The organism is Sorangium sp. So ce1335, from assembly GCF_051521615.1.
Lineage (GTDB): Bacteria > Myxococcota_A > Polyangia > Polyangiales > Polyangiaceae > Sorangium.
The window spans coordinates 7478384-7500956 of sequence record NZ_CP150363.1 but is presented as its reverse complement, the minus strand read 5'-3'; the positions used below and the strand labels follow the sequence as shown (position 1 = coordinate 7500956).

The following is a 22573-nucleotide window of genomic DNA, read 5'->3' as shown; positions in this document are numbered from 1 at the left end:
GTGCCGGCGCCCCGCGGCGACCTGCGGCCAGCCCGGCGCCCCGACGACGTTGCTCGGCGGCTCGGGGGGGCCGCGCAGGTCGGGGCAGCGGGGCCACTCCCCACCGCGGGCGCGCTGCCCAAGGCTGCTCTCGGCGCGGAGGGCCGTGGCGGCCCTGGCGCCAGGGGAGGGCGCATGACGGAGGCGATCGACATCAACAAGGCGGACGCGGCGGAGCTACAGCGGGCGCTCCAGGTGAGCGAGGAGTGCGCGCGGAGGATCGTCGAGAAGCGCGAGCAGCTCGGGGGGTTCAGCAGCTGGGAGGAGATCAAGCAGGTGGCCGGCATCGACGATGCGATGGTGGAGAGCCTGAAGGACGGGGGCTTCACGGTGTGGAAGGGGTTCGTGGCGCCGCCCTCGGCGAAGCACGCCTGAGCCGGCGGGCGGGAGCCCTGATGCTGTTCTCGACGGCGGCGCGCGTCGGGACACCGCGCCGGGCTCGCGCCGTGCGGGGCAGCCCCGCGCCGCAGCGACGGCGGGCCGTCGTCGGGTGAAGCGAGGCGCTCCGTTCGACACGGTTCAACACGGTCGCGGGGCGGGGTCATCCGTGTCGCCATCCGCCCTGCTTGCTAGCGCCCGCCGCGGCGGGCGCAGGTTGCGTTCTGGCACCGGGCGCCCGCGGGCGGTAGACCTGTCGAGAGCGCGCTCTGAGCCGCGCCATCAGGCCCGCACGAGGCGGCGCCCGGGCAGGCCAGGCAAGATCGATGAGGGGGAAGGGCTCATGACGGATTCCATCGTTGCTACGCCGCCTCTGGACGTCCTTGTCCCGCCGGCGGCCTCCGGACCGGATGTCCTCGGCGACACGTCCGCCGAGCGAGGCACGATTCAGCGGCTCTTGCAGGTGGATCCCACGACGCGTGAGCCGGACAGCGACGCGACGCTGCTCCTGTCCCTGGCGTCGGCGTGGATGTACTCGGATCCGGACACGCTGAAGAAGGCGCTGTGCGTCTATGGCGAATGGAATTTCGTGCGGGTCGGCGTGGAGAACAACGCGCTCTTCCTGGCGAGCGACGTGTGCTTCATCCAGAGCAGGTGCAGGCGCCTTCTCATCCTGTGCGTCAAGGGGACCGAGCCGGGGAACCTCTTCAACTGGCTCACCGACGCGAGCGTCGCGTCGCAGCGGTTCCACGCGCTCGGGCGCGTCCACGGCGGCTTCGCGCGCAACCTCGGCGTGATGTGGGACATGATCGACAGGCACTTCCACGCGGCGCTGCGCGGCGAGAGCATCCATGATGTGCTCCCGGGCGCCGTGGCCACCCCGTGTCGCGCCGCCGGGTCGAGCGCGGACGGCGGGCCGGCGCCCGAGGCCACGGGCAAGCTGGAGGCGCTCTACATCACCGGACACAGCCTGGGCGCGGCGATGGCGGTGCTCGCCGCCGCGCGCCTGTTCACGGACAACAAATACAGCGACATCCGGCGGCTCCTGCGCGGGGTCTACACCTACGGGCAGCCCATGGTCGGCGACGCGGCCTTCGCTGCCAGGGCCGAGGAGCTCTTCGGCGACAGGTGCTTCCGCTTCGTCTATGCGAACGACATCGTACCTCGCCTGCCGCCGCTCTCGACGGGCCACTTCGCGCACTTCGGGCGGTCGTACCGCTCGACGGGGGAGGGGTGGACGTACGAGGGCAGGGTCGCGGGCCAGACGCGCACGTTGCTCGTGAGCGCGTCGGTCGGCATCTTCGCCTGGATCAAGCATCAACTGCCGATCGTCCGATGGATCCCGCTGCCCTTCTCCTGGGGCGACCACTCGCCGGCCAACTACGTGGAGGCGTCGCAGCAGGGCACGACCCAGCCCGCCATCTTCCGGTTCCGGATCGACTGAGCACCTCGGGTACGAGAGCCCGCCAGGGCTCTGCCTCTCAAGCGCCTCTCCGGCGCGCCGCCGGCCACCTCGCGCCGGCGGTGGATCTCCACGGCCCCACCTGCAAGATGAATTGGTTGCATGAGCCACATGATGGCGATGAGTTGGAAGGGCACCGTCGCGCGGCTAGACATTCGCTCGCTCGACTGGAGATCTGTAAAGATTCGTTAAGGATGTCAGGTTCTTGCTCCAGGAGCGCTGGAGTATTGAACTGAGCACCTCCGCCCGCTAAGGAATCTCCGTCGTCGGCCGCCTGGAGCGTGAGCTGCCAGGTGGAAGCCTCGATGTCAGCGCGGCCGGGGCCGGCGCTCGCGCGCGGCGCGCGCGAGCGCCCAACCCCGAACAGCCCGGTCGAGCCGGACGGACACCTGCTCGCGTCACCGATCGCAGCGCGCGTTGCGCTCGGCCGGCGCGCGAGCGGTCAACTTTCACCCAACGAGAACGTCAATGCGGAACCTCTCCTTCGGCTTCGTCCATCCTCTTGTGACAAGGACCAGCTCGGCTGCGGTCCTCGTCCTGCTCGCCCTCGGCGCCGCCGCGTGCGGAAGCCATGGCGCCGGTGATGGCTCCTTCGGTGGTGCGGAGCTCGCGCTCGACGAGGCCGACGAGCCGATCGGCTCGACGACCGCGGTCAGCGCGTCGGTCGACGAGGCCGGGGCCGGCCCGGTCGCCCCGCCCGCGGCAGGCTTGCCCGCGGTCGGCTTCTGGGAGCTCGACGACTGCGACGGCTCGACGACAGCGCTGTTCGACTCGTCGAACAACGGCTCGACGGCCACCCGCTCGGCCGGCGCGGCCTGCGCGCAGGGCATCAGCGGCCTCGGTATCTCCTTCGACAACAACAACGACACCGTCACGGTCGCCGACAATCCCCGCTTCACCTTCGGGCAGAACCTCGCGGTCGCCGCGTGGGTCAACCCCACCTCGGTGTCGGGGTCGACGGCGCGGACGATCGTGCAGGAGCGGAACAACAGCGGATCGAGCTTCTCGCTCGTCGTCCAGAACAACGAGGCGAGGTTCTCCGTCACCCTGAACAACGGGCAGACGGTCACCGCCCGCGCCCCGATCCAGGCCAACGTGTGGACGCACGTCGCCGGCATCTACAACGGCAGCCGCGCGCGGCTCCTCCTCAACGGCCAGCAGGCCGGCCAGGCCAGCGCGGCGGGCGCGGTCCGCGACATCAACGCGCCGATCCACATCGGCAACAACCCGCAGCGGCAGCGCTTCTCGGGCCTCATCGACCAGGTCTGGCTCTCCGCCAGCCCGCTGACCGACGCCGAGATCGCCCAGCTCACCTGCCTCAGGCACCCCGGTACGGTCGTCGTCACGCCGGAGAGCAGCGGCCCCGTCGCCCCGGGCACGCCGGTGACGTACCAGGTCTCGGTCACAAACAACGATACGAGCACGTGCGGCGCCCGGGATTACGCCCTCAATCTCTTCAGCCGGCCGGGGCTCAGCTTCGCCCTGGACCCCTCGTTCATCGGTGGCGTCGGGCCCGGGAGCACGGCGACGTTCCCGGTCACCGTGACCGGCTCCCTGGCCGCGGACCCCGACGTCTATCGGCTCCGGTACGAGGTGATCAGCCCCAACGCGCCCGGTTCCACCTTCGTCGCGTCAGGGGACCTCGTCTACGAGATGGGCGAGCCGGCGGGCTGCTTCGTCCGGACGAGCCGCGAGATCTTCGTGAAGCACCTCAGCGTGATCGAAGATCCCATCCGCACGACGTTCAACGGGCCGGCCGGCGACCCCCGGACGGGCGCGTGGACGTTCGCGCGGCTCATGGAGGACATGGCGCCCACGCCGGCCGACGCGCCGGCGATGGTCGAGCAGATGTTCAGCACCTGGCTCACCGATCAGGCCGTGAACGGCTTCACGGTGCCGGCGCGCCCGGGCATTCAACAGGTCGTGTTCGACGAGTGGCCGAGGAGCCCTGACGGGTCGCTCGACCTCCGGCAGGCGCCGCTGATGCTGCTCGGCATCGTCAACAGGATCGACGTGCGGAACCTCGACGAGGGGCACGCGGGCGAGGGGCGGTTCGTGTTCGGCGTCTTCAGCCAGGGCTTCGCGCAGCAGTTCACCCTGATCCTCGAGTACAAGCACCCCGCGTCCACCGAGGCCGACGTGCTCGACTGGGCGAACGACTGGCACGCTCTCGGCAGCCTGCCCTTCCCGTCCGAGGAGTACAACGCCGCGCTCCAGGCGATCACGACGCGGTTCGCGGGCCGGAACGCCGCGCCCGGCAGGCCGAACGGGAGCGCGCTCGCGCAGCTCCGCACGAACGAGATCGCGCTGACGGATCCGTGGGAGCTGCGCGAGTTCGTCCTCTCGCCGGAGACGGGCTTCCTGCGCCCGGCGACGGTCAAGCTGACGCCGGATCTCAGCTTCGACGGGACGGCGACGCTCGCGGCGTTCGTGAACCAGAACGAGGCGGCGATCCTCGCGGAGCAGCACACGGTGCCCGACGTGTTCCAGGGCGCGCCGTTCCTCGCCGGCTCGTCGATCAACAACCTCACGGCGTGGACCGCTCCGGGCATCCTCAACAACGAGGCGCGGCACAAGCTCTCGCTCAACACCTGCAACGGGTGCCACGGGCTGGCCGAGACCGGGACGGTGTTCCTGCACGTGAACGTGAGGGCGCCCGGGACCGAGGGGACGCTCTCCAGCTTCATGACCGGCATCGACATCGCCGATCCCGTGACCGGCGAGGTGCGCAACCTGAACGATCTCGCGCGCCGGAACCAGGATCTGAAGGCGCTCGTCTGCGGGCCGGCCCCGGCCCTCGCCGCCGACGCGCCCGTCGCGAGGCTCGGCGCGCCGTCCGCCGCGAGCCGCTCGGCGTTCATCCGCCGCGGCATCGCGCGCGTCCACTGATCCCGGCTGCCCCGGCGGGCGCGGCCGAGGCGCCGCGCCAGGTCGGTTGACCGGGTTCTTCCCTGGCACCGCCGGGCGGGGAGGCCGGAGGAGGCCCCGGCGCGCTGCGCGGCGCGGGGCGGGCGCGCGGTGACGATCTCGTTGTGAAACGAGGATCGCGCAACTAGATTGCGCCGCCGCACGCCCCCATGAGCGCCACCCCTGCTTCGCCCGAGCCCGCGACCGCCCCGCCCGAGCGCCGCGGGCCGCGCATCTCCCGCCGCGCGGCGCACGCCGTCGCGGCCGGGATCCTCGCGCTCGCGGCGGCCCTGATGGCGGTCGACATCGCGCGCGACGCTCCCACCTACGATGAGCCGTTTCACACGACGCGCGGGCTCGCGCTGTGGTGGGAGGGGGACAGCCGCCTCTCGTTCGCCCACCCGCCGCTCGCGAACGCCCTTCAAGCCGCGCCGGGCGCCGCGCGCGGGGCGCCGGTGGATCTCTCCGGGCTCTCCGGGTGGGAGCAGTCCAACCTCGTGGAGGTGGCGCGCGGGTACGGGGCAGCGAGCTACGCGCGCGCGCGCTCGGACATGCTGCTCGGCCGAGCGGTCACGGCGGCGCTCGCGCTGCTGCTCGGCGCCTACCTCTACGCCCGCTCGCTCCGGCACGGCGCGGTGCGCGCGCTCTTCGTGCTCGGCCTGTACGCGCTGCACCCCATGGTGCTCGCGCACGGCCACCTGACGACCACCGATCTGCCGATCACCGTCGCCTTCGTGATCGCCGTGTGCGAGTGGCAGCGCTACCTCACGAGCGGCAGGCTGCTGCGGCTCGGCACGGCGTCGCTCGCGCTCGGCGCCGCGATGGTCACGAAGTTCAGCGCGCTGATCCTCCCTCCCGCCTTCGCGCTCGTCGCGCTGTACGCGGCCCTCCGGCGCGACGGCCGGTTCTCCGGCCTCACCTGGCCGCGCGTCGCCCGCGGGCTCGCGCGCGACGCCGCCGTCCTCCTCGCTGTCGTGCTCCTCGTGATCAACGCGTCGTACGGTTTCCAGCGGACGGGCTGGACGGTCGCCCGCATCCTCGCGGAGCCCGAGCCGGCGCACTGGCTGAGCAACCAGAAGAAGGGCACCCTGCTCGACCGATCGGCGCTGCTCGAGGCGCTCCCGGGCGGGCTGCCCGTGCCGCTGCCCTACACCTATGTCTACGGGGCGTTCTCCGCCTCCGCCCACACGAAGTCGAACCACGGAAACTACTTCTTCGGCGGCCTCCACGGGCCCTCGCCCGCCTATTTCCCTGTCCTGCTCGTCATCAAGAGCCCTGTCGGGTTCCTTCTCTTGCTCGGGGTCGGCGCGTCGCTCCTCCGCGTGCGCCGGCGCTGGCCGCGCCTGCGGACGGTGGCGCTCGCGACCGCTCCGGCGCTCTTCATGGCGCTGGCGGTGAAGTCGCAGATCAACCTGGGCGTGCGCCACGTCCTGCCCGTCGTGCCGTTCCTCGCGATGGTGGCGGCGCGCGGCGGCGCGTGGCTCGTGCTCCGCCCCCGGCGGGCGGCGGCGCGCGTCCCCGGAAGGCTCGCCGGGCTCGCGGCGGCGGGCGCCGCGGGCCTCGTCGCCGTGGAGGCGGTGGCGGCCACGCCGCACCACCTCAGCCACTTCAACTGGCTCGTCGGCGCGCGCGCCGGGCACTGGGTCAGCATGGTGGGAGAGGACTGGGGCCAGGACATCGCGCGCCTCGGCGAGGCCCTGCGCGAGCGCGGCGCGTCGCCCGTGTACTACGAGCCTTACGGCGACTGGGCCTCCGCGGAGCTCTCGCGGGCGGGCGTCAAGCACCGGAAGCTCCGCTGCAATCGCGACGTGCCCCGCCCCGCCTGGGTGGCGATCCATGCGACCGTCGACGTCCGGCGCCGCAAGCCGTGCGCCGCGCTCCGCGCCGGCGCGGTGCGCGAGGCCGTCATCGATCACCACATCCACGTGTACCGCCTGGAGGATCCGAAGGCGTCGCCGCCCGCGAAGGCAGACGACGCGACCGACGACGCCGACGAGAAGGAGTGAAGGCGCAGCGCTGCGCGCGCGCCTCCACGCCGGCTCGCTCCCGCGCCGCCCGTCAGAAGCGCAGCTCGCTCGTGCTCACCTCGTGCGCCACGCGCGTCACGCCGGCGACGTCGATGAGGCCGAGGGAGATCGCGTGGTCCGTCTCTCCCCAGGTGATCTCCACGAAGCCGTAGTTGTTCTCCGCGACGGGCGAGCCCACCCGGTTTGCGTTCGCCTCGATCTCCGGCCACGTCTCGGTGATGCCGCTGGAGGTGAGGTCGTACAGGGGATAGCCGCCGTCGGTCTCGAGCCGGGAGAGCTCGCCCCAGTGGACGTCGCCGCTGATGAAGAGGGTCGCCTCCGCGCCGGTCCTCTTTATCAGATCCACCATCCTCTGCCGCTCGTGCGGCATGTTCGTCCACGACTCGTAGCCGTTGTATTCGTGGCCGAGCTGCGTGCTCGTCCCGATGATGCGCACGTCCGCTGGCTTCTTCAGCTCCTCCTCGAGCCAGGCCCACTGGGCGTCTCCGAGCAGGGTGCGGGACGTGTCGGTGGTCGGCTGGTAATCGTGCTTGTACCGCGTCGGGTCGCTGTTCGCGTCGAGCGGGTCGCGGAACCACCGGGTGTCGAGGAGGATGATCTGGAGGACGCCGCCGGGCTCCTCGCGCAGGTACGAGGTGTAGATGCCCTCCCGCGCGCGCCGCGGCGATTCCGCGGGCTCTCCCCAGAAATCGAGGAAGAGGGCCTTCGAGGCGGCCTTCTGTGGGAACTCCTTGCCGGCGTCGTTCGCGCCGTAGTCGTGGTCGTCCCAGGTGGCGACGACGGGGACGGCCGCGAGGAGCGCCTGGAACTCCGGGGACGCCGCGAGCCTGTCGTATTTCGCCTGCAGCACGGCGATGTCCTCGGAGTCGCCGTAGATGTTGTCGCCGAGGAACACGAAGAGATCGGGCGCGCTCGCCGTCGCGAGCTCCAGGACGGGCTTCGCCTTGTCCTGGTGCATGCAGGAGCCGAAGGCGATCCGGGTCTTCAGCGACCGCGGGCCGCCCCCGCCCTCGCCCCCGCTGCCCCCCGTTCCCCCTCTCGGCGTGTCGGTGGCGCCGGGGTCGTCGGTGCTGCTGCACGCGACGGTCGGGAGGAGGGGAGAGAGGCCGAGGGCGAGGCCGAAGAGCGTGGGGATCCTCTGCATGACCCGAGGCTAACACACGGGCTCACAGCGCCCCGCGGCCGGAGAGGGGCGCGCGTGGTGCGGCCGGAGAGGGGCGCGCGTGATGCGGCCGGAGAGGGGCGCGCGTGGTGCGGCCGGAGAGGGGCGCGCGTGATGGGGAGTCGAACCGAAACGGACATGGCGGGTCAAGGCGCGCGTTGACCCCCGGCGCTGTTGAGGTATGACGCCGCGCTCATGGAACAGGTCCGTTCCCGTCTCGCGCCCCCGCGCGCGCCCTCTGCGCCTCGCCGGGCGGCGCGCCGTCGCCTCGCCGCGTTGGCGCTGGCCTTCGCCGCCGCGGCCTCCGCGTCGACAGCGGCCGCGGAGGCGCCGGCGGAAGGCGCGGCGTCCCTGTCGACAGCGCCGCCGCCCGCGCTGCCGACAGCGCCGCCGCCGCCCGCGCCGCCGCCGCCCGGGCTGCCTGGCCTGCCGGGGGTCCCGCCGGGGGCCACGTGGGACGAGACGGTCGCCGCGTACGAGGCGCGCATCGCGTCGCTCGAGCGCCAGGCGCGCTCCGCCGCGACGCGCGGCGCCGAGGAGGAGCTGCGCCGGATCGAGCTGGATCTCGAGGCGACGCGGCGGGGCTACCGCGACTTCGAGGAACGGACGACGGAACGGAACAGCCCGTTCATGATGGTCTCGGGGCTCGTGCTGTCGGGCCTCGGGGGCGTCGCCGTGCTCACCGGCCTTGTCCTCGTCGTGGCGAACCATGACGACACCGGCGAGGACGCCCGTGACAGGTACACGGTGGCGCTCGCCACCGCGGCCGGGGGCGTCGCCGGGATCGGCGTCGGCCTGCCGCTCTATGTGATCGGCAAGAAGCGGGTGCGGAAAGACCTCGAGTCGAGCGCGCCTGTCGCCGCGCGCCTCCTCGTCGGCCCGGGCGCCGTCGCCGCGTCGCCCGGGGCCGGCCCCCTGAGCGTCGGACTGCGCGTCGCGTTCTGACGGCGGCGCGACGGGAGTCAAAAAGCGCTGGGCAAGCTCCCGGCTCGCTGCTAGTGTTCCTCTCGACGCGTCGCCCGCGTCGACCATGCGGAACGCACACTGAAACCACCGCTCCGCCACGCGGCCCTCAGGGCTGATCGCCAGTTGCCCAGGTAGGCACGGCGTTCCCTGCTGCCGCGCGTGAGCCGCCACGACGTCGCCCCGCGGAACCCCGCGCGAGCGCAGCGTCGTGCGCTGTGGGGACGGAGCGGGGCCGACAAGCGATCGAGTCCGAGGCGCTGGAGGGTCAATGACCTGGACGTCACTGACCTCCTGGTCGTCGCCCCTCGCTCGCTGGCCGCTCGCTCGACGCGCTGGGCCCGAGGGCTCGTGGCGCGGCGGGCCGACTCGCCATCTCTCCTGACGTCGCGGCGCTGAGGCGCCTCGGCGGCGGGGGCGTGTGGCGCGTCGGGCCGCCCCGTCGCGACGCAGGGCGGAGGTGCGTCGAGAGAGCGCCAGTCGGGCGAGCTGGGAGAGGCCTCCTGCGCCGACGTCCATCGCTGCATCGGTCTGCCTGCAACCCGGGGTCGTGTGACGAATGGAGGGTCTATGAGAGCCGGTTCTTCGATGGTTTCGTTGGGTGTTCTTCCTGCCGTGGTGATGACAGAGACGAGCGATCGACTGGAGGTTTCCATGCAACGACGAGCGCATCTCCCCGACGGTCACCTGGAGCTCGGCTCGGCGAGGATGCCCGTGCGGCGCCCGCCGCCGAGAGGGCCGCTCCCTGCGCAGAAGCCGATGGACAGGGGCCCCCGCCCGCCGCAGCGGATCCCGAGCCAGGATCGCGCGCGGCCGCCGGTGAACATCCCGCAGCGCCGCCGCATGGGCGTGCAGCGGTAGCGCCAGGGCCGGCTCCCGCGCCGGAGCGAGGGAGTGCCGCGGTAGCGTGGCTCCCGCGCCGGAGCGCCGGTCCGGCCGGCGCTCCGGCGGCGCGGCGCCGGCGCGCCGAGACTTCCGCGATTCCGCGTCCTCCGATGGGGCGACCCTGCCTCGGATCGTGTTTGGGCCGGGGCGAAGGCTGCGGTAAGACCTCACCTCCCGCGCGGCCCTGCGGCCGCGCGTCCTCGCCGAAGCCCCGACCATGATCCCCGCCGAACCGTTCGAAGCCCGCCTCGTCTCCGCCCGGCCTCTCAGCTCCTTCGTGCGCGAGCTCTCGTTCGAGCGCACCGACGGCAAGGCGTTCCCGTTCGAGGCCGGGCAGTGGGTCAACCTCGTCCTGCCGCTCCCGGGCGGCGACGTGAAGCGCGCCTACTCGATCGCCTCCGCCCCCGACGGCTCGCCGCGCTTCGATCTGGCGGTCACGCGCGTGGAGGGCGGCGCCGGCTCGGAATACCTGCACCGGCTGGAGCCCGGCGCCGCGCTCCGCGCCATCGGCCCGCACGGGCTCTTCACCCGGGATCCCGCGGATGCCGCGCCTTCCCTGTTCGTCGCCACCGGCACCGGCGTCACGCCGCTGCGGAGCATGCTCCACGCCTCCCTGCGCTCCGTCGCCCGCGGCGTCGCCGCGCCCCACCTCTGGATCCTGTTCGGCGCGCGCTTCGAGGAGGACATCATCTACCGCGACGAGCTCGAGGCGCTCGCGCGCGGATCCGAGCGGATCCGCTACGAGATCACGCTCTCGCGCGGCGGCCCGTCCTGGGCCGGCCGCCGCGGCTACGTCCAGGCGCACGTGCCCGAGCTCTACCGAGAGCTCGCGGCCGCGAGCGGCGACCCCGCCCCGCACGTGTACATCTGCGGGCTCGATCGGATGGTCTCGACCGTGCGCGAGCTCGCCCGCGGCGAGCTCGGTGTCCCCCGCAAGCACGTCCACGTCGAGCGCTACGACTGATCCGCCGCGCCCGGCGCGGCGGGCCGCGCGACGACGGAGACGCCGGAGCCGCCGGCCTCGAGCGCGCGCGGCGCGGAGGGGATCGCCTCCCGGCGGCGCGCCGCGCCTTGAGCGGTACCCTGGGTACGACGTAGGATGCACGGCCCCGCGGGCGGTTCCTGCGGGGTCCGTTCCTCAGGTGACCACGTGACGACAAAGAAGACGTTCCGCACCATCGATCCCGCGACGCTCCCGAAGCACTTCGACTCGCCGGTCGCCGAGCAGCGCCTGGCCGACGCGTGGGAGGCCGAGGGGACGTACCGCTACGACCCGTCGCGCCCCCGCGAGGAGACGTTCGTCGTCGACACGCCCCCGCCGACGGCCTCGGGCTCGCTGCACATCGGCCACGTCTTCAGCTACACGCACACCGACGTCGTCGTCCGGCAGCGCCGGATGCGCGGGCTCAACATCTTCTACCCGATGGGCTGGGACGACAACGGCCTGCCCACCGAGCGGCGCGTGCAGAACTACTTCCACGTCCGCACGGACGTGCGCACGCCGTACGAGAGCGGCCTGACGCTCGCGCAGGCGACGCCAGAGGCGATGAAGAAGGAGCCGCCGCGCATCGTCTCGCGCCCGAACTTCATCGAGCTCTGCCACAAGGTCACGCGCGAGGACGAGCAGGTGTTCAAGGCGCTCTTCCGCCGGGTGGGCCTCTCGGTCGACTGGCAGCACGAGTACGCCACCATCGATGATCACTGCCGCCGCACGGCGCAGCTCTCGTTTTTGGATCTGCACGAGAAGGGCCACCTCTACTCGGTCTTCGCGCCCACGATGTGGGACGTCGATTTCCAGACGGCGGTCGCCCAGGCCGAGGTCGAGGATCGCCCGCAGTCCGGCGCCTTCCACGACATCGCGTTCGCGGTGGAGGGCACGGACGAGGAGCTCGTCATCGCCACGACGCGCCCGGAGCTGCTCGCGGCGTGCGTCGGCGTCACGGCGCACCCGGAGGACCCGCGGTACAAGCACCTCTTCGGCAAGACGGCGCTCACCCCGATCTTCCGCGCGCCGGTGCCCATCTTCCCGAGCCCGCTCGTCGATCGGGAGAAGGGGACGGGCATCCTGATGGTCTGCACGTTCGGCGACGCGACCGACGTGATCTGGTGGCGCGAGCAGAAGCTCCCGCTCCGGCAGATGCTCGGCAAGAACGGCCGAGTCCTGCCCGTGACGTTCGGCGAGGGCGACTTCCAGAGCCGCGACCCGGCCGCCGCGAACGCCGCCTACGCGCCGCTCCAGGGCAAGGGCGTGAAGCAGGCGCGCGCGGCCGTCGTCGAGCTGCTCCGCCGCGACGAGCACGCGGCGGCGCCCGGCCGCGGCCCGGCGCTCCGCGGCGAGCCGAAGCCGATCGAGCGCGCGGTGAAGTTCTTCGAGAAGGGCGACCAGCCGCTCGAGTTCGTGCCCACGCGGCAGTGGTTCGTCCGGCTGGCCGACAAGAAGGCCGAGCTCCTCGAGTACGGCGACAAGATCGCGTGGCACCCGGATTACATGCGCCTCCGGTACCGCAACTGGACCGAGGGGCTCCAGGGCGACTGGTGCATCAGCCGACAGCGCTATTTCGGCGTGCAGTTCCCTGTCTGGTACCCGCTCGACGCCGAGGGCAACCCCGACCACGGCCGGCCGCTGCTCGCGACCCGCGAGATGCTCCCGGTCGACCCGACGGTCGACGTGCCGCCCGGGTACGAGGCGTCGCAGCGCGACAAGCCGGGCGGCTTCACGGCGGAGAGCGACGTCTTCGACACCTGGTTCACGAGCTCGCTCACGCCGCAGATCAGCTCGCACTGGGGGATCGCGCCGGAGCGCCACGCGCGGCTGTTCCCGGCCGATCTGCGGCCGCAGGCGCACGACATCATCAGGACGTGGGCGTTCTACACGATCGCCAAGGCGATGCTCCACGAGTCGTCGGTCCCGTGGCACCACGTCGCGATCTCGGGGTGGATCCTCGATCCCGATCGCAAGAAGATGTCGAAGAGCAAGGGCAATGTCGTGACGCCCATGCACCTGCTCGACACGTACTCTTCCGACGCGGTCCGTTACTGGTCGGCGAGCGCGCGGCTCGGCACGGACACGGCGTTCGACGAGAAGGTGCTCAAGATCGGCAAGCGCCTCGTCACGAAGATCTGGAATGCGAGCAAGTACGTGCTCAGCCAGTCCGCGGACGTCCACCCGATCTCCGAGGAGCTCGACCGGGCGTTCGTTCACAAGCTCGCGGCGGTGGTGGCGGACGCGACGCGCTCGTTCGACGAGCACGAGTTCGCGGCGGCGCTCGAGCGCACGGAGGATTTCTTCTGGCGCTGGTTCACCGACGCCTACCTGGAGCTCGCCAAGGCGCGCGCGCGGGGTGAGGCCGGCGCCGGCGATGCGGCGCGCGGCTCGGCGGTGGCGGCGCTGCGGCTCGGGCTGTCGGTGCTGCTGCGGCTGTTCGCGCCGATGCTCCCGTACATCACCGACGAGGTCTGGCGCTGGGTGTACGCGGAGGAGACGGGGCAGCCGTCGATCCACCGGGCGGCGTGGCCGTCGGCGGCGGATTTCGCGGAGGTGGCGGCGCCGGCGGATCCGGCGCTGCTGGATCTCGCGGCGGCGGCGATGGCGGCGGTCAACAAGCGCAAGAGCGAGCTCGGGGCGAGCGTGGGGCGCGTTGTGGCGCACCTCGCGCTGGGCGCGAACGCCGCGACGCTCTCGCGGCTGCGGCCGGCGCTGGGGGACGTGCTCACGTCGGTGCGGGCGAGCGCGCACGAGCTCGTGGAACGGGCGGAGCTCGCGGACGGCGAGCTCGTCGTCGTGCGCTGCGACGTGGAGCCGGCGGGGACGGCGGCCGCCTCCGCCGGGGCGGGGGAGGCGGCGGCCACGGAGTGACGGCGGCCAGGGGGCCGGCGCGCGGGCCCTCCGCGCGCGCCGGCGCGGTGCCTCCGCGCGCGGAGGCCCGCGCGCCGGCGTCACTCCTCGTGGAGCCGGGGAGCGAGTAGGGTTGACCCATGACCGACAGCGCTCCGACGCCGCACAGCGGCCACGACCCGCTCGACACGCCCGCCGGCAGGTTCCGCTCGCTGCTCGTCCCCGTCGATCTCTCGCCGGCGTCGGATCGCGTGATCGGGCGGGTCGCGCTCCTGCCCCTGGCCGAGGGGGCCCGGATCACCCTCCTGCACGTGATCCCCGAGGGGCTCACGCTCCGCGCCCAGGAGCTCGCCGAGGGCGACGCGAGGAAGGCGCTCCGGGCCGAGGCGGACGCCATGGCCCGGGAGCTGCCCGGGAGCGTCACGATCCAGCTCGCCGTCCGGGTGGGCGCTGCCGCGGCCGAGATCGCCCGGCACGCCGACGAGGTCGCGGCCGATCTGGTCGTCATGGGTCGCGCCGGAGGCGATGCGCTCCGCGAGCTCTTCTTCGGCTCGACCGCGGAGCGCGTCGTGCGGCAAGCGCGGCTCCCGGTGCTGGTGGTCCGCCTGCGCCCCCGCGCCCCGTACCGGCGGCCGGCGGTGGCGCTGGCGTTCGACGACGCCGCGCGCCACGCCGTCATCACCCTGCTCCGGGCCCTGCCGCCGCCGCGCCCGACGGTATCGGTCATCCACGCCTGCGACGCCCCGCTCCAGGAGCTGGCGTACTCCAGCCTGCCCGAGGACGACATCGAGGCGTTCCGCGAGCAGCGCCAGCGCAAGGCGCAGGAGGCGCTGGCCCAGGTCCTGTCCGCCGCGCTCGCGGAGGCGAAGGTCCCGCCGGACGACGCCCCGGCGTGGAAGACCCGCATCCGGCACGGGTCGCCGAGGGCGCTCATCGAGAAGGCGGTCAAGAAGGCGGACGTCGATCTCCTGGCGCTCGGGACGCACGGCCACTCCGGCGTCGCGCACGCCTTCCTGGGCACGGTGGCCGGCGACGTGCTGCGCGCGGTGGCGTGCGACGTCCTGGTGGTGCCGCCCCGTGAGGCGGCCCCTCGGGGCGCCTGATGCACGGCCGCGGGCCGCTCGCCCGCCTCGTCACGGCCTGGGCGCCGCGCTGATCGGCGCCGCCGCCGCGCTGCGCGTCCGCCAGCCGCGCATCCTGGGTCACGAACCCGTGCTCGGTGCTGGCCCGGAAAACCGCCCCGGAGACCGGCGCGCTCAGGCGCGGATGACGACGACCTCGCGGCCGGAGGGGGTCGATGCGTGTTCGCGGCGCGTGCGCTCGGCGATGGGGGGCTGCCCCGAGCGCTGGTCGAAGAGGATGAGCCAGCCGCGCTGGAGCCCCAGGCCGGCGAGGTACTCGTCGAGCTGGTCGAGCCCTTCGGCGAGGGGGTCGGGGCGGCCGTCGCGCCAGACCTTGAGCTCGATGGCGAGCGTCTCGCCGGCATGGCGAACGCAGAGATCCATCCTGCCCCGGCCGATGGCGTACTCGCGCTCGACGGTGCCGCCGCCGTTCACGACGCGGTGGAGGAAGGCCATGACGACCAGGTGCGGCGCGATCTCGTGGTAGGGCGCGGCGCCGAGGAGCGGCTCGCCGTGCTGGCGCCAGAACGAGAGAAAGGCGTCGAGCAGGCGGTCCGCGTCGAGGCGGCCGTCCTGGGTGAGCCAGGTCGCCGGGATGCGAGGCAGCGAGTCGCGCACGCCGCTCGCGAGCTGACGTACGATGATCTCGCGGTAGATGGGGTTGGCGATGACGAGACCGCCCTCCGCCGCGCGGCGCACGAGGCCCAGATCGATGGCGAAGCGCCGATCGTCTTCCGGCACGTCGCCGAGGGTGCTGCCGGCGAGCATCGGCTCGATCACGGCGCGGATGCGCGGCTCGCGTAGCCGCTCGACCAGGCTGTCGAGGTGGGTGTCCTGCCGCTCGATGAGGACCTCCTTGGCGCGATCGACGTCCGCGGCCGTGATGGGCTGGGCGCGATCCTTGACCAGGACGTCGACGAGCTGGCGGGCGAGCGCGTTGACGAGCCAGGGCTGGCCCTGGGTGAGCTCGAAGGCGCGGTCCACGGCGTCCGGCAGGAAGACCTGGCCCGTGTCGGCCGTGTGCTGGGCGTAGAGCGCTGCCACCTCGTCGCGGGTGAAGTTGCGCAGCGTGAGCGACTCGACCTTGATGTTGAACGGGCTCGACGTGCCGAGCCGGTCGCTGCCGCCGGAGGTGACCTTGTAGTCGCGGACGTCGCGCAGCCCGATGAGCGCGAGCGCGTGCGGGAAGCTGCGCGGGCGACCCGGATAGCCGCTCCGGATCTGGCGCAGCACGGATGTCAGCGTCGTATCGCGCAGCGCGTCGATCTCGTCGAGGAAGACGACGAGCGGCCGCGGCGCAGCCTGCGCCCAGGCGCGCAGGGCGGCCCCGATGCGCTGGCCGGGGGGCGCATCGGGGAAGGGCGGCGGCAGCAGATCGACCGGGAGCTGCGCGCCGGCGGTGCCGCGCCATTCGGCGAGCATCGCGAGCTCGGCCGCGCCGGGGTCGTCGGGGAAGGGGGCGCCGACCTCCGCCGAGACGAGGACCGCCACATGGCGCCCTTCTCGCGTGAGCGCCTGGGCGAGCGTCAGCAGCGAGGTGGTCTTGCCGATTTGCCGCGGCGCGTGCAGGACGAAGTACGCCTTTCGCTCGATGAGGTCGCGCACCGCGGGCAAGCGCTCCTCGGCCGGGAGCATGTAGTGATCGGCCGGGTTGCAGGGGCCTGCCGTGTTGAACCAGCGGGGCATCGCAGCGCGAGTCTAGAGAGCCGGGCGCGGGGCGACCAGCGCGCTCCTTGGCGGTTCGATCCTCTGCGGCGCTGTCCGAGGTAAGTACCGCGCCACCAGCGGCCTCGCCCGCCCCCCACGACGCGCTGTGGTCGCTGGCGAGCGGCCTCGCCCGCCCCCTACGACGCGATGTGGTCGCTGGCGAGCGGCCTCGCCCGCCCCCCACGACGCGATGTGGTCGCTGGCGAGCGGCCTCGCTCGCCCCCCACGACGCGCTGTGGTCGCCGGCGAGCGGCCTCGCTCGCCCCCCACAACGCGCCATGGTCGCCGGCGACCCGCCTCGCCCGCCCCCCACAACGCGCTGTGGTCGCTGGCGACCCGCCTCGCCATCGACCACGTCGCGTTGTGGTACGGTCGCGAGCCAACACGCCGAGATCGCTCGGGGTTTCTGAGTTGACGTGATGTAGGTTACAATGGATTGCTGCCGCCGCGCTGCGGCGGCGCGCGCGAGGAGGGGCCCGGCACGTGCCGATGAACCAGCGCATGCGCTGCCGCTCGCGCCCGCGACGCTGCTGAAGCGCAACGCGGGCGGCATTCCAGCAAATGGGCCGGGCGCCCGGAGTCCACGAAAGCAGCGATGTGCGCTCCGGAAGTCATCGAGGATCGGTTCGAGATCGAGCGGCTCGCCGGAGCCGGCGGGATGGGGGACGTGTACCGCGCGCGCGACCGGCTGTCGGGGAAGGCGGTCGCGCTCAAGGTGCTGCAGCGGTCGAGCGTGCGCGACCTGAGCCGGCTCTCGAGGGAGGCGGAGGCGCTCGTCACGCTGCAGCTGTCGGGGGTCGTGCAGTACGTGGCGCACGGGATGACCGGCGCAGGGCGGCCGTACCTCGCCATGGAGTGGCTCGACGGCGTCACGCTGGACGAGCGGCTCGCCGGAGGGCCGCTCTCGATCGCCGACAGCGTGACCCTCGCGGCCCGGGTGGCGAGCACCCTCGGCGCGGTCCACCAGCTTGGCATCGTCCACCGTGACCTGAAGCCGAGCAACCTGATGCTCGTGGGCGGGTCCGTCGAGCGCGCCACGCTGCTCGACTTCGGCATCGCGCGCGACGTCCGGATCACGCGGACCCTGACGGCGCCCGGCGCGATCCTCGGCACGCCCGGGTACATGGCCCCCGAGCAGGCGCGCGGCGAGCCGTCGGTCGACGCCCGCGCCGACGTGTTCGCGCTCGGCTGCATGCTGTTCCGGTGCCTCGCGGGGCGCCCGCCGTTCCTCGGCGACAACGTGCTCGCGCTCCTCATGAAGGTCGTCCTGGAAGATCCGCCGCGGCTCGGGGAGCTCCGCGACGGCATCCCCGCGCCGCTCGAGCGCCTCGTGGCGCGGATGCTGGCGAAGGACGCGGCGCTCCGGCCGCGCGACGGCGCCGCCGTCGCCGAGGAGCTCGCGGCCCTCGCGCACGCAGGGCTCCCCACCGGAGGGAGCGTGAGCGCGGCGCCGCCCGCGCCCGGCGTGGAGATCACGACGTCGGAGCGGCGGGTCATGTGCGTCATCCTGGCCGCCGACGGCCGCGCGCAGGCGGAGACGTTCACGGACACCGACGGCGGCTCCGAGACGGATCCGCCGCTGCCGGACCCGGAGGCGCTGCGCCGGATCGTCGCGCGCCACGGCGGCCGCATCGAGCTGCTGCGTTCGCAGTGGCTGCTCATCGCGCTGTCCGGCGCCGACTCCCCGACGGATCTCGCCACCCGCGCGGCCCGTTGCGCGTTCGCCCTGCGCGAGGCGCTCGGGGACGTGCCCATGTCCATCGCCACGGGGCTGGCCGAGATCGCCGGTCGGCTGCCGGTCGGCGCGCTGATCGATCGCGTCGTGCAGCTCTTCCCGCAGCGCCGCGCGGCGCCCGGGTCGAGCATCCTCCTCGACAGCTCGACGGCCGGCCTGCTCGCCGGCCGCTTCGACACGGCGCAGGAGCCCGACGGGTGCTGGCTCCGCGCCCCCCGCGAGGAGCCGGTCGCGGCCCCCAGGCTGCTCGGGCGACCGACGCCCTGCGTGGGGCGCGACCGCGAGCTCTCGCAGCTCGCGAGCGAGTGGCGCCACTGCGTGGACGAGCCCGCCGCGACCGCCGTCGTCGTCGTGGGCGCCCCGGGCCTCGGCAAGTCGCGCCTCGCCTGGGAGTTCCTCCGCGCCCTCCGGGAGCGGAGCGAGGCCGCCGAGGTCTGGACGGGCAGGGCCGATCCGCTGGCCGCCGGCTCCGCGTTCGGCCTCCTCGCCCACGCGCTCCGCCGCGCCATGGGCATCGTCGACGGCGAGCCGCTCGAGGCGCGGCGGCGGAAGGTGCTCGCCCGGGTCGAGCAGCTCGACGGCCTCGGGGCCAGGGGCCCGCACGTCGCGGCGTTCCTCGGCGAGCTCGTGGGGGCGACGTTCCCCGACGAGGCCGACGTGCAGCTCCGCGCGGCGCGCCACAACCCGGTGCTGATGGGCGACCGCCTCCGCCAGGCCTTCGAGGAGCTCGTCCGGGCCGAGTGCCAGCGCCGGCCGGTGCTGCTCGTCCTCGAGGATCTGCACTGGGGCGACCTGCCCACGGTGACGCTCGTCGACGCCGCGCTCCAGCAGGCAAGGGAGCTGCCCTTCTTCGTGCTGGCGCTCGCCCGTCCCGAGGTGAGCGAGCTCTTCCCGACGCTCTGGAGCGAGCGGAACGGCCTCCGGATCAGCCTCGCGCCGCTGCCCCGGCGCGCGGGCGAGCGGCTCGTGCGGGAGGTGCTCGGCGACCGCGCCGACGCCGAGCTGGTCGGGCGGCTGCTCGCGCGCGCCGAGGGCAACGCGTTCGTGCTGGAGGAGCAGATCCGCGCCGTCGCCGAGGGCAGGAGCGAGGGCATGCCCGAGACGGCGCTCGCGATGGTGCAGGCGCGGATCGAGGCGCTAGGGATCGAGGAGCGCCGCGTGCTGCGCGCGGCGAGCATCTTCGGCGAGACGTTCTGGGAAGGCGGGGCCGCGGCCCTCGTCGGCGGCGCGCCGGTGGCGTGGCGGCTCGCCGAGCTCGTGCGGCGGGAGATCGTCGTCCGGCGGCACGAGGCGCGCATCGCGGGGGAGGTGGAGTACGGGTTCCGACACGCCCTCGTGCGGGAGGCCGCCTACGGCATGCTCACCGAGCGAGACCGCCGCGTCGGGCACGCGCTCGCGGGCGACTGGCTGGACCGGACCGGCGCCGCCGACGCCATGGCGCTGGCCGAGCACTTCGAGATCGGCGGCGCGCCGGCGCGGGCGGCGGCTGCGTACCTCCGCGCGGCCGAGGAGGCGCTCCGGGGCGGCGATCTCGCCGCGGCCATCGAGCGGGCCGAGCGCGGCGTCGGGTGTGGCGCCGAGCGAGACGTCGCGGGCAGGCTCCGCCGGGTGCAGGCGGAGGCCCACGTGTGGCGCGGCGACCTCTCCCTGGCGATCGAGCGAGGCACGGAGGCGGCCGATCGGCTGGAGCGCGGCTCCGCCGCGTGGTTCTCGGCGATCGCGCACGTGGCGATCACGTCGTTCAAGCTGGGGAAGCTCGATGAGATCGAGCGCTGGGCGACCCTGGCGGCGGACACCGAGGCCAGCGCCGAGGCGCAGGGGGTCAAGCTCGTCTGTCTCGCCGACGCCGCAGCGGCGCTGACGCTGGCGGGGCGCTATGCAGAAGGGCGCGCGCTGATCGAGGCCGTCGAGCGCACCGAGGAGACTGCCGGCGCGCTCGACGCGGAGGCGGCCGCGCACCTCCACGAGGCGCGCGCTTACCAGGCCGTCTGCACGGGCGATCTGGCCGCCGGCGCGGCCAGCCTGGAGGCCGCGCGCCGCGCCTACGATCACCTAGGTGATCGCCGCAACGCCTGCAGCACACGCAACGGCCTGGGCAGCGCCTACACGGAGCTCGGCGGCCTCGCGAGCGCGGAGTCGATGCTGCGCGAGGCCCTGGAGGCGGCCGACCGGATGCAACTGCACGAGCTGAAGCTCGCCACGGAGGCAAACCTCGCGCACGTCCTCGTGGCCCGCGGTCAGGTCGCCGAGGCGCGGGCGCGCGCCGAGGCGGCCTCTGCGTCGAGCCGGCGAGCAGGCCTCGGGCACGTGGAGCTGTTCGCCCGCTGCTACCTCGCCAAGGCCTGCTTCGCCGGCGGCGACCTCGACGCCGCCGAGCGCGAGGCGCGCGCCGCGGTGGCGCTCTCGCCGAGCTCGCCGACGCTCGGCGTGCAGGCCTCCGCGATCCTCGCGCGCGCGCTGCTGGGGCTCGGCCGCGTCGACGAGGCCGTCGCGACAGCCACCGAGGCGGACTCGATGCTTGCGTCGTTCGGCACGCTCGAAGAGGGCGAGTCGCTCGTCCGGCTGACCTTCGCCGAGGCGCTCGCCGCGGCCGGCCGGCAGGACGAGGCCGCCGCCGCGATCGCGTCGGCCAGGGCCGCGCTGCTCGCGCGGGCCGACAAGCTGAGCGACCCGGCCTGGCGCGAGCGCTTCCTCCGCGACGTCCCCGACAACGCCCGCACGCTCGATCTGGCGCGGCAATGGCTCGCGAAGAGCTGACGACTCCGTCCCCGTCGACCGCCGCGGGGGCAGTCATGGGGTCTCACCGGCTCCCTTTCAGCGCGTCAGGAGGCGGCCAGGGGACAACGCCTATGCCGCCTGCAGGTGCTCGATCAGGATCTTCACGCCGAGGCCGATGAGCACGACGCCCCCCGCCGCGTCGAGCCGCTTGCCGAGCACCGCCCCGAAGCGCCTGCCGGCGAAGAGGCCGAGCGCGCTGAGGACCGCTGTCGTGATCCCGATCGTGGCGAGCGAGAGCGCGAGCGGCGCATTCAGCATCGGGAGCGTGAAGCCGACGGCGAGCGCGTCGATGCTCGTCGCGATGGCCAGCACGAACATGACATTCAAGGCGAACAGGTCCTTCGGCGCGCCGTCGTCCTCCTCGTCGTTACCGCCCCGCGCCTCCCACAGCATCTTGCCGCCGATGGCCGCGAGGAGGCCGAACGCGATCCAGTGATCCCACGCCTTCACGAGGGGCCCGACGCGTTCACCGAGGAGCCACCCGATCAGGGGCATGAGCGCCTGGAACCCGCCGAAGAAGCCCGCGACGAGCGCGACGTGCCGGGCGCGGATCGCGGGGACCGCCAGGCCCCGCGCGGCCGCGACCGCCGTCGCGTCCATGGCGAGGCCGAGCGCGAGGAGCAGGATGGCGCCGAAGCTCATGAGGCCACCGCCGACCTGGCCGTCACTTCGTCGCGAGCTTCGTCAGGTCCAGCATTTCATCGACGTCCGGCAGCACGATCAGGTCGCACCGCCGGTTCTTCTGCTTGCCGGCCGGCGTGGCGTTGTTCGCCACGGGGTCGGTGTCCGCGAACCCGGCCGCGCTCCAGTGCCGCGTCGGGAGCTGGCCTTCCTTGCCGATCAGGAACAGCAGCACGGCCCGCGCGCGCATCAGCGACAGGCCCCAGTTGTCGTAGAACGGGCCGTTCTTGTACGGCTGGCTGTCCGTGTGCCCGGCGACCTGGTAGTCGCGATCCACGAGCGACTTGTCGCCCCGGATGACGTCCGCGATCTTCTTCAGGATCTCCTGGCCGTCCTTGCGCAGCGTGTCCTTGCCGGAGTCGAACAGGACGTCTCCGGGCAGCGAGATGACCATCCGGTTGCGGCGGACCTGGACCTCCAGGCCGAGCTTCGTCAGCTCCTCGAGCTTCTTCCGGAGCAGGTCGAACCGCGCCTGGATCGCCTCGAGCTGCTTCGCGCGCGCCTTGTACTCCGCCAGCGCCTTCTCGCGGTCCTCCAGCGTGGAGGTCATCTTCGAGATGTCGGCGCCCTGCGCCTCGAGCTGCTTCTCGAGCTCCTCGACGCGCTGCTTCGCCGCCGCGAGCTCCTTCTCGAGGTCAGCCTCCCTCTTCTGGCTCCGGCTCTGGAGGTCGTTGTACTTGGCGAGCTGCGCCTTCCACTCCTGCTCGGAGTGGCCGCAGCCCGCGCCGAACAGCGACGACAGCACGAGGGGTAGTGCGATGAGTGTCCGATTCATGAACGCTTTCTCCATGGCTCCGTTCGGCGGAGCGGGATGCTGCCGCCGGCAGCCTCGCTCAGCTCGGGCGAGAGATCCAGAGGGGAGGACGGCGGGCCCCGGCCGTCGATCACGACGA

General features: G+C 73.2%; 14 protein-coding genes. 10 read left to right on the top strand and 4 right to left on the bottom strand.

The annotated features are described in order from the left end of the window. Positions 1-174 precede the first annotated feature (174 nt). The 4 genes from WMF24_RS27625 (at position 175) to WMF24_RS27610 (ending at position 6792) form a co-directional block, all read left to right on the top strand. A complete protein-coding gene (locus WMF24_RS27625; RefSeq protein WP_437730389.1) occupies positions 175-414 on the top strand; it encodes a ComEA family DNA-binding protein in 240 nt (79 codons plus the stop codon). Positions 415-760: 346 nt separating this feature from the next. Next, positions 761-1861 carry a lipase family protein gene (locus tag WMF24_RS27620; protein ID WP_437730388.1) on the top strand — a complete coding sequence of 367 codons (1101 nt, stop codon included), beginning with the start codon at positions 761-763 and terminating at the stop codon, positions 1859-1861. A gap of 486 nt (positions 1862-2347) precedes the next feature. After that, positions 2348-4768 carry a LamG-like jellyroll fold domain-containing protein gene (locus tag WMF24_RS27615; RefSeq protein WP_437730387.1) on the top strand — a complete coding sequence of 807 codons (2421 nt, stop codon included), beginning with the start codon at positions 2348-2350 and terminating at the stop codon, positions 4766-4768. 188 nt (positions 4769-4956) lie between these two features. After that, positions 4957-6792, top strand: a complete 1836-nt coding sequence (locus tag WMF24_RS27610; RefSeq protein ID WP_437730386.1) for an ArnT family glycosyltransferase — start codon at positions 4957-4959, stop codon at positions 6790-6792. 52 nt (positions 6793-6844) lie between these two features. Here the strand turns inward: WMF24_RS27610 and WMF24_RS27605 are convergent, their stop codons facing one another. Next, on the bottom strand, positions 6845-7957 hold the full coding sequence (locus WMF24_RS27605) for an alkaline phosphatase D family protein (protein WP_437730385.1): 1113 nt from the start codon (positions 7955-7957) through the stop codon (positions 6845-6847). A gap of 294 nt (positions 7958-8251) precedes the next feature. Between WMF24_RS27605 and WMF24_RS27600 the strand changes: the two genes are divergently transcribed. From WMF24_RS27600 to WMF24_RS27580, 5 genes are all read left to right on the top strand, one after another. Continuing rightward, positions 8252-8920 carry a hypothetical protein gene (locus WMF24_RS27600; protein ID WP_437730384.1) on the top strand — a complete coding sequence of 223 codons (669 nt, stop codon included), beginning with the start codon at positions 8252-8254 and terminating at the stop codon, positions 8918-8920. A 672-nt stretch (positions 8921-9592) separates the two neighbouring features. Beyond that, entirely contained in the window at positions 9593-9799 is a 207-nt protein-coding gene (locus WMF24_RS27595) for a hypothetical protein (protein ID WP_437730383.1), read from the top strand. 241 nt (positions 9800-10040) lie between these two features. Further along, positions 10041-10787: a ferredoxin--NADP reductase gene (locus WMF24_RS27590; RefSeq protein WP_437730382.1), complete on the top strand. Its 747-nt coding sequence runs from the start codon at positions 10041-10043 to the stop codon at positions 10785-10787. 186 nt (positions 10788-10973) lie between these two features. Further along, positions 10974-13679: a valine--tRNA ligase gene (gene valS, locus WMF24_RS27585; protein WP_437730381.1), complete on the top strand. Its 2706-nt coding sequence runs from the start codon at positions 10974-10976 to the stop codon at positions 13677-13679. Positions 13680-13798: 119 nt separating this feature from the next. Then, on the top strand, positions 13799-14761 hold the full coding sequence (locus WMF24_RS27580; protein ID WP_437730380.1) for a universal stress protein: 963 nt from the start codon (positions 13799-13801) through the stop codon (positions 14759-14761). A 153-nt stretch (positions 14762-14914) separates the two neighbouring features. Here the strand turns inward: WMF24_RS27580 and WMF24_RS27575 are convergent, their stop codons facing one another. Continuing rightward, positions 14915-16465, bottom strand: a complete 1551-nt coding sequence (locus tag WMF24_RS27575; RefSeq protein ID WP_437730379.1) for an ATP-binding protein — start codon at positions 16463-16465, stop codon at positions 14915-14917. A gap of 616 nt (positions 16466-17081) precedes the next feature. On the opposite strand from WMF24_RS27575, the gene WMF24_RS27570 reads away from it, so the two are divergent. After that, positions 17082-20978 (top strand): protein kinase domain-containing protein, encoded by a 3897-nt coding sequence (locus WMF24_RS27570; RefSeq protein WP_437730378.1) that lies wholly within the window; start codon positions 17082-17084, stop codon positions 20976-20978. Positions 20979-21068: 90 nt separating this feature from the next. On the opposite strand, the gene WMF24_RS27565 is transcribed toward WMF24_RS27570, so the two are convergent. Further along, positions 21069-21641: a manganese efflux pump MntP gene (locus WMF24_RS27565; protein WP_437730377.1), complete on the bottom strand. Its 573-nt coding sequence runs from the start codon at positions 21639-21641 to the stop codon at positions 21069-21071. A 22-nt stretch (positions 21642-21663) separates the two neighbouring features. Next, positions 21664-22455: an OmpA family protein gene (locus WMF24_RS27560; RefSeq protein WP_437730376.1), complete on the bottom strand. Its 792-nt coding sequence runs from the start codon at positions 22453-22455 to the stop codon at positions 21664-21666. Positions 22456-22573 lie beyond the last annotated feature (118 nt).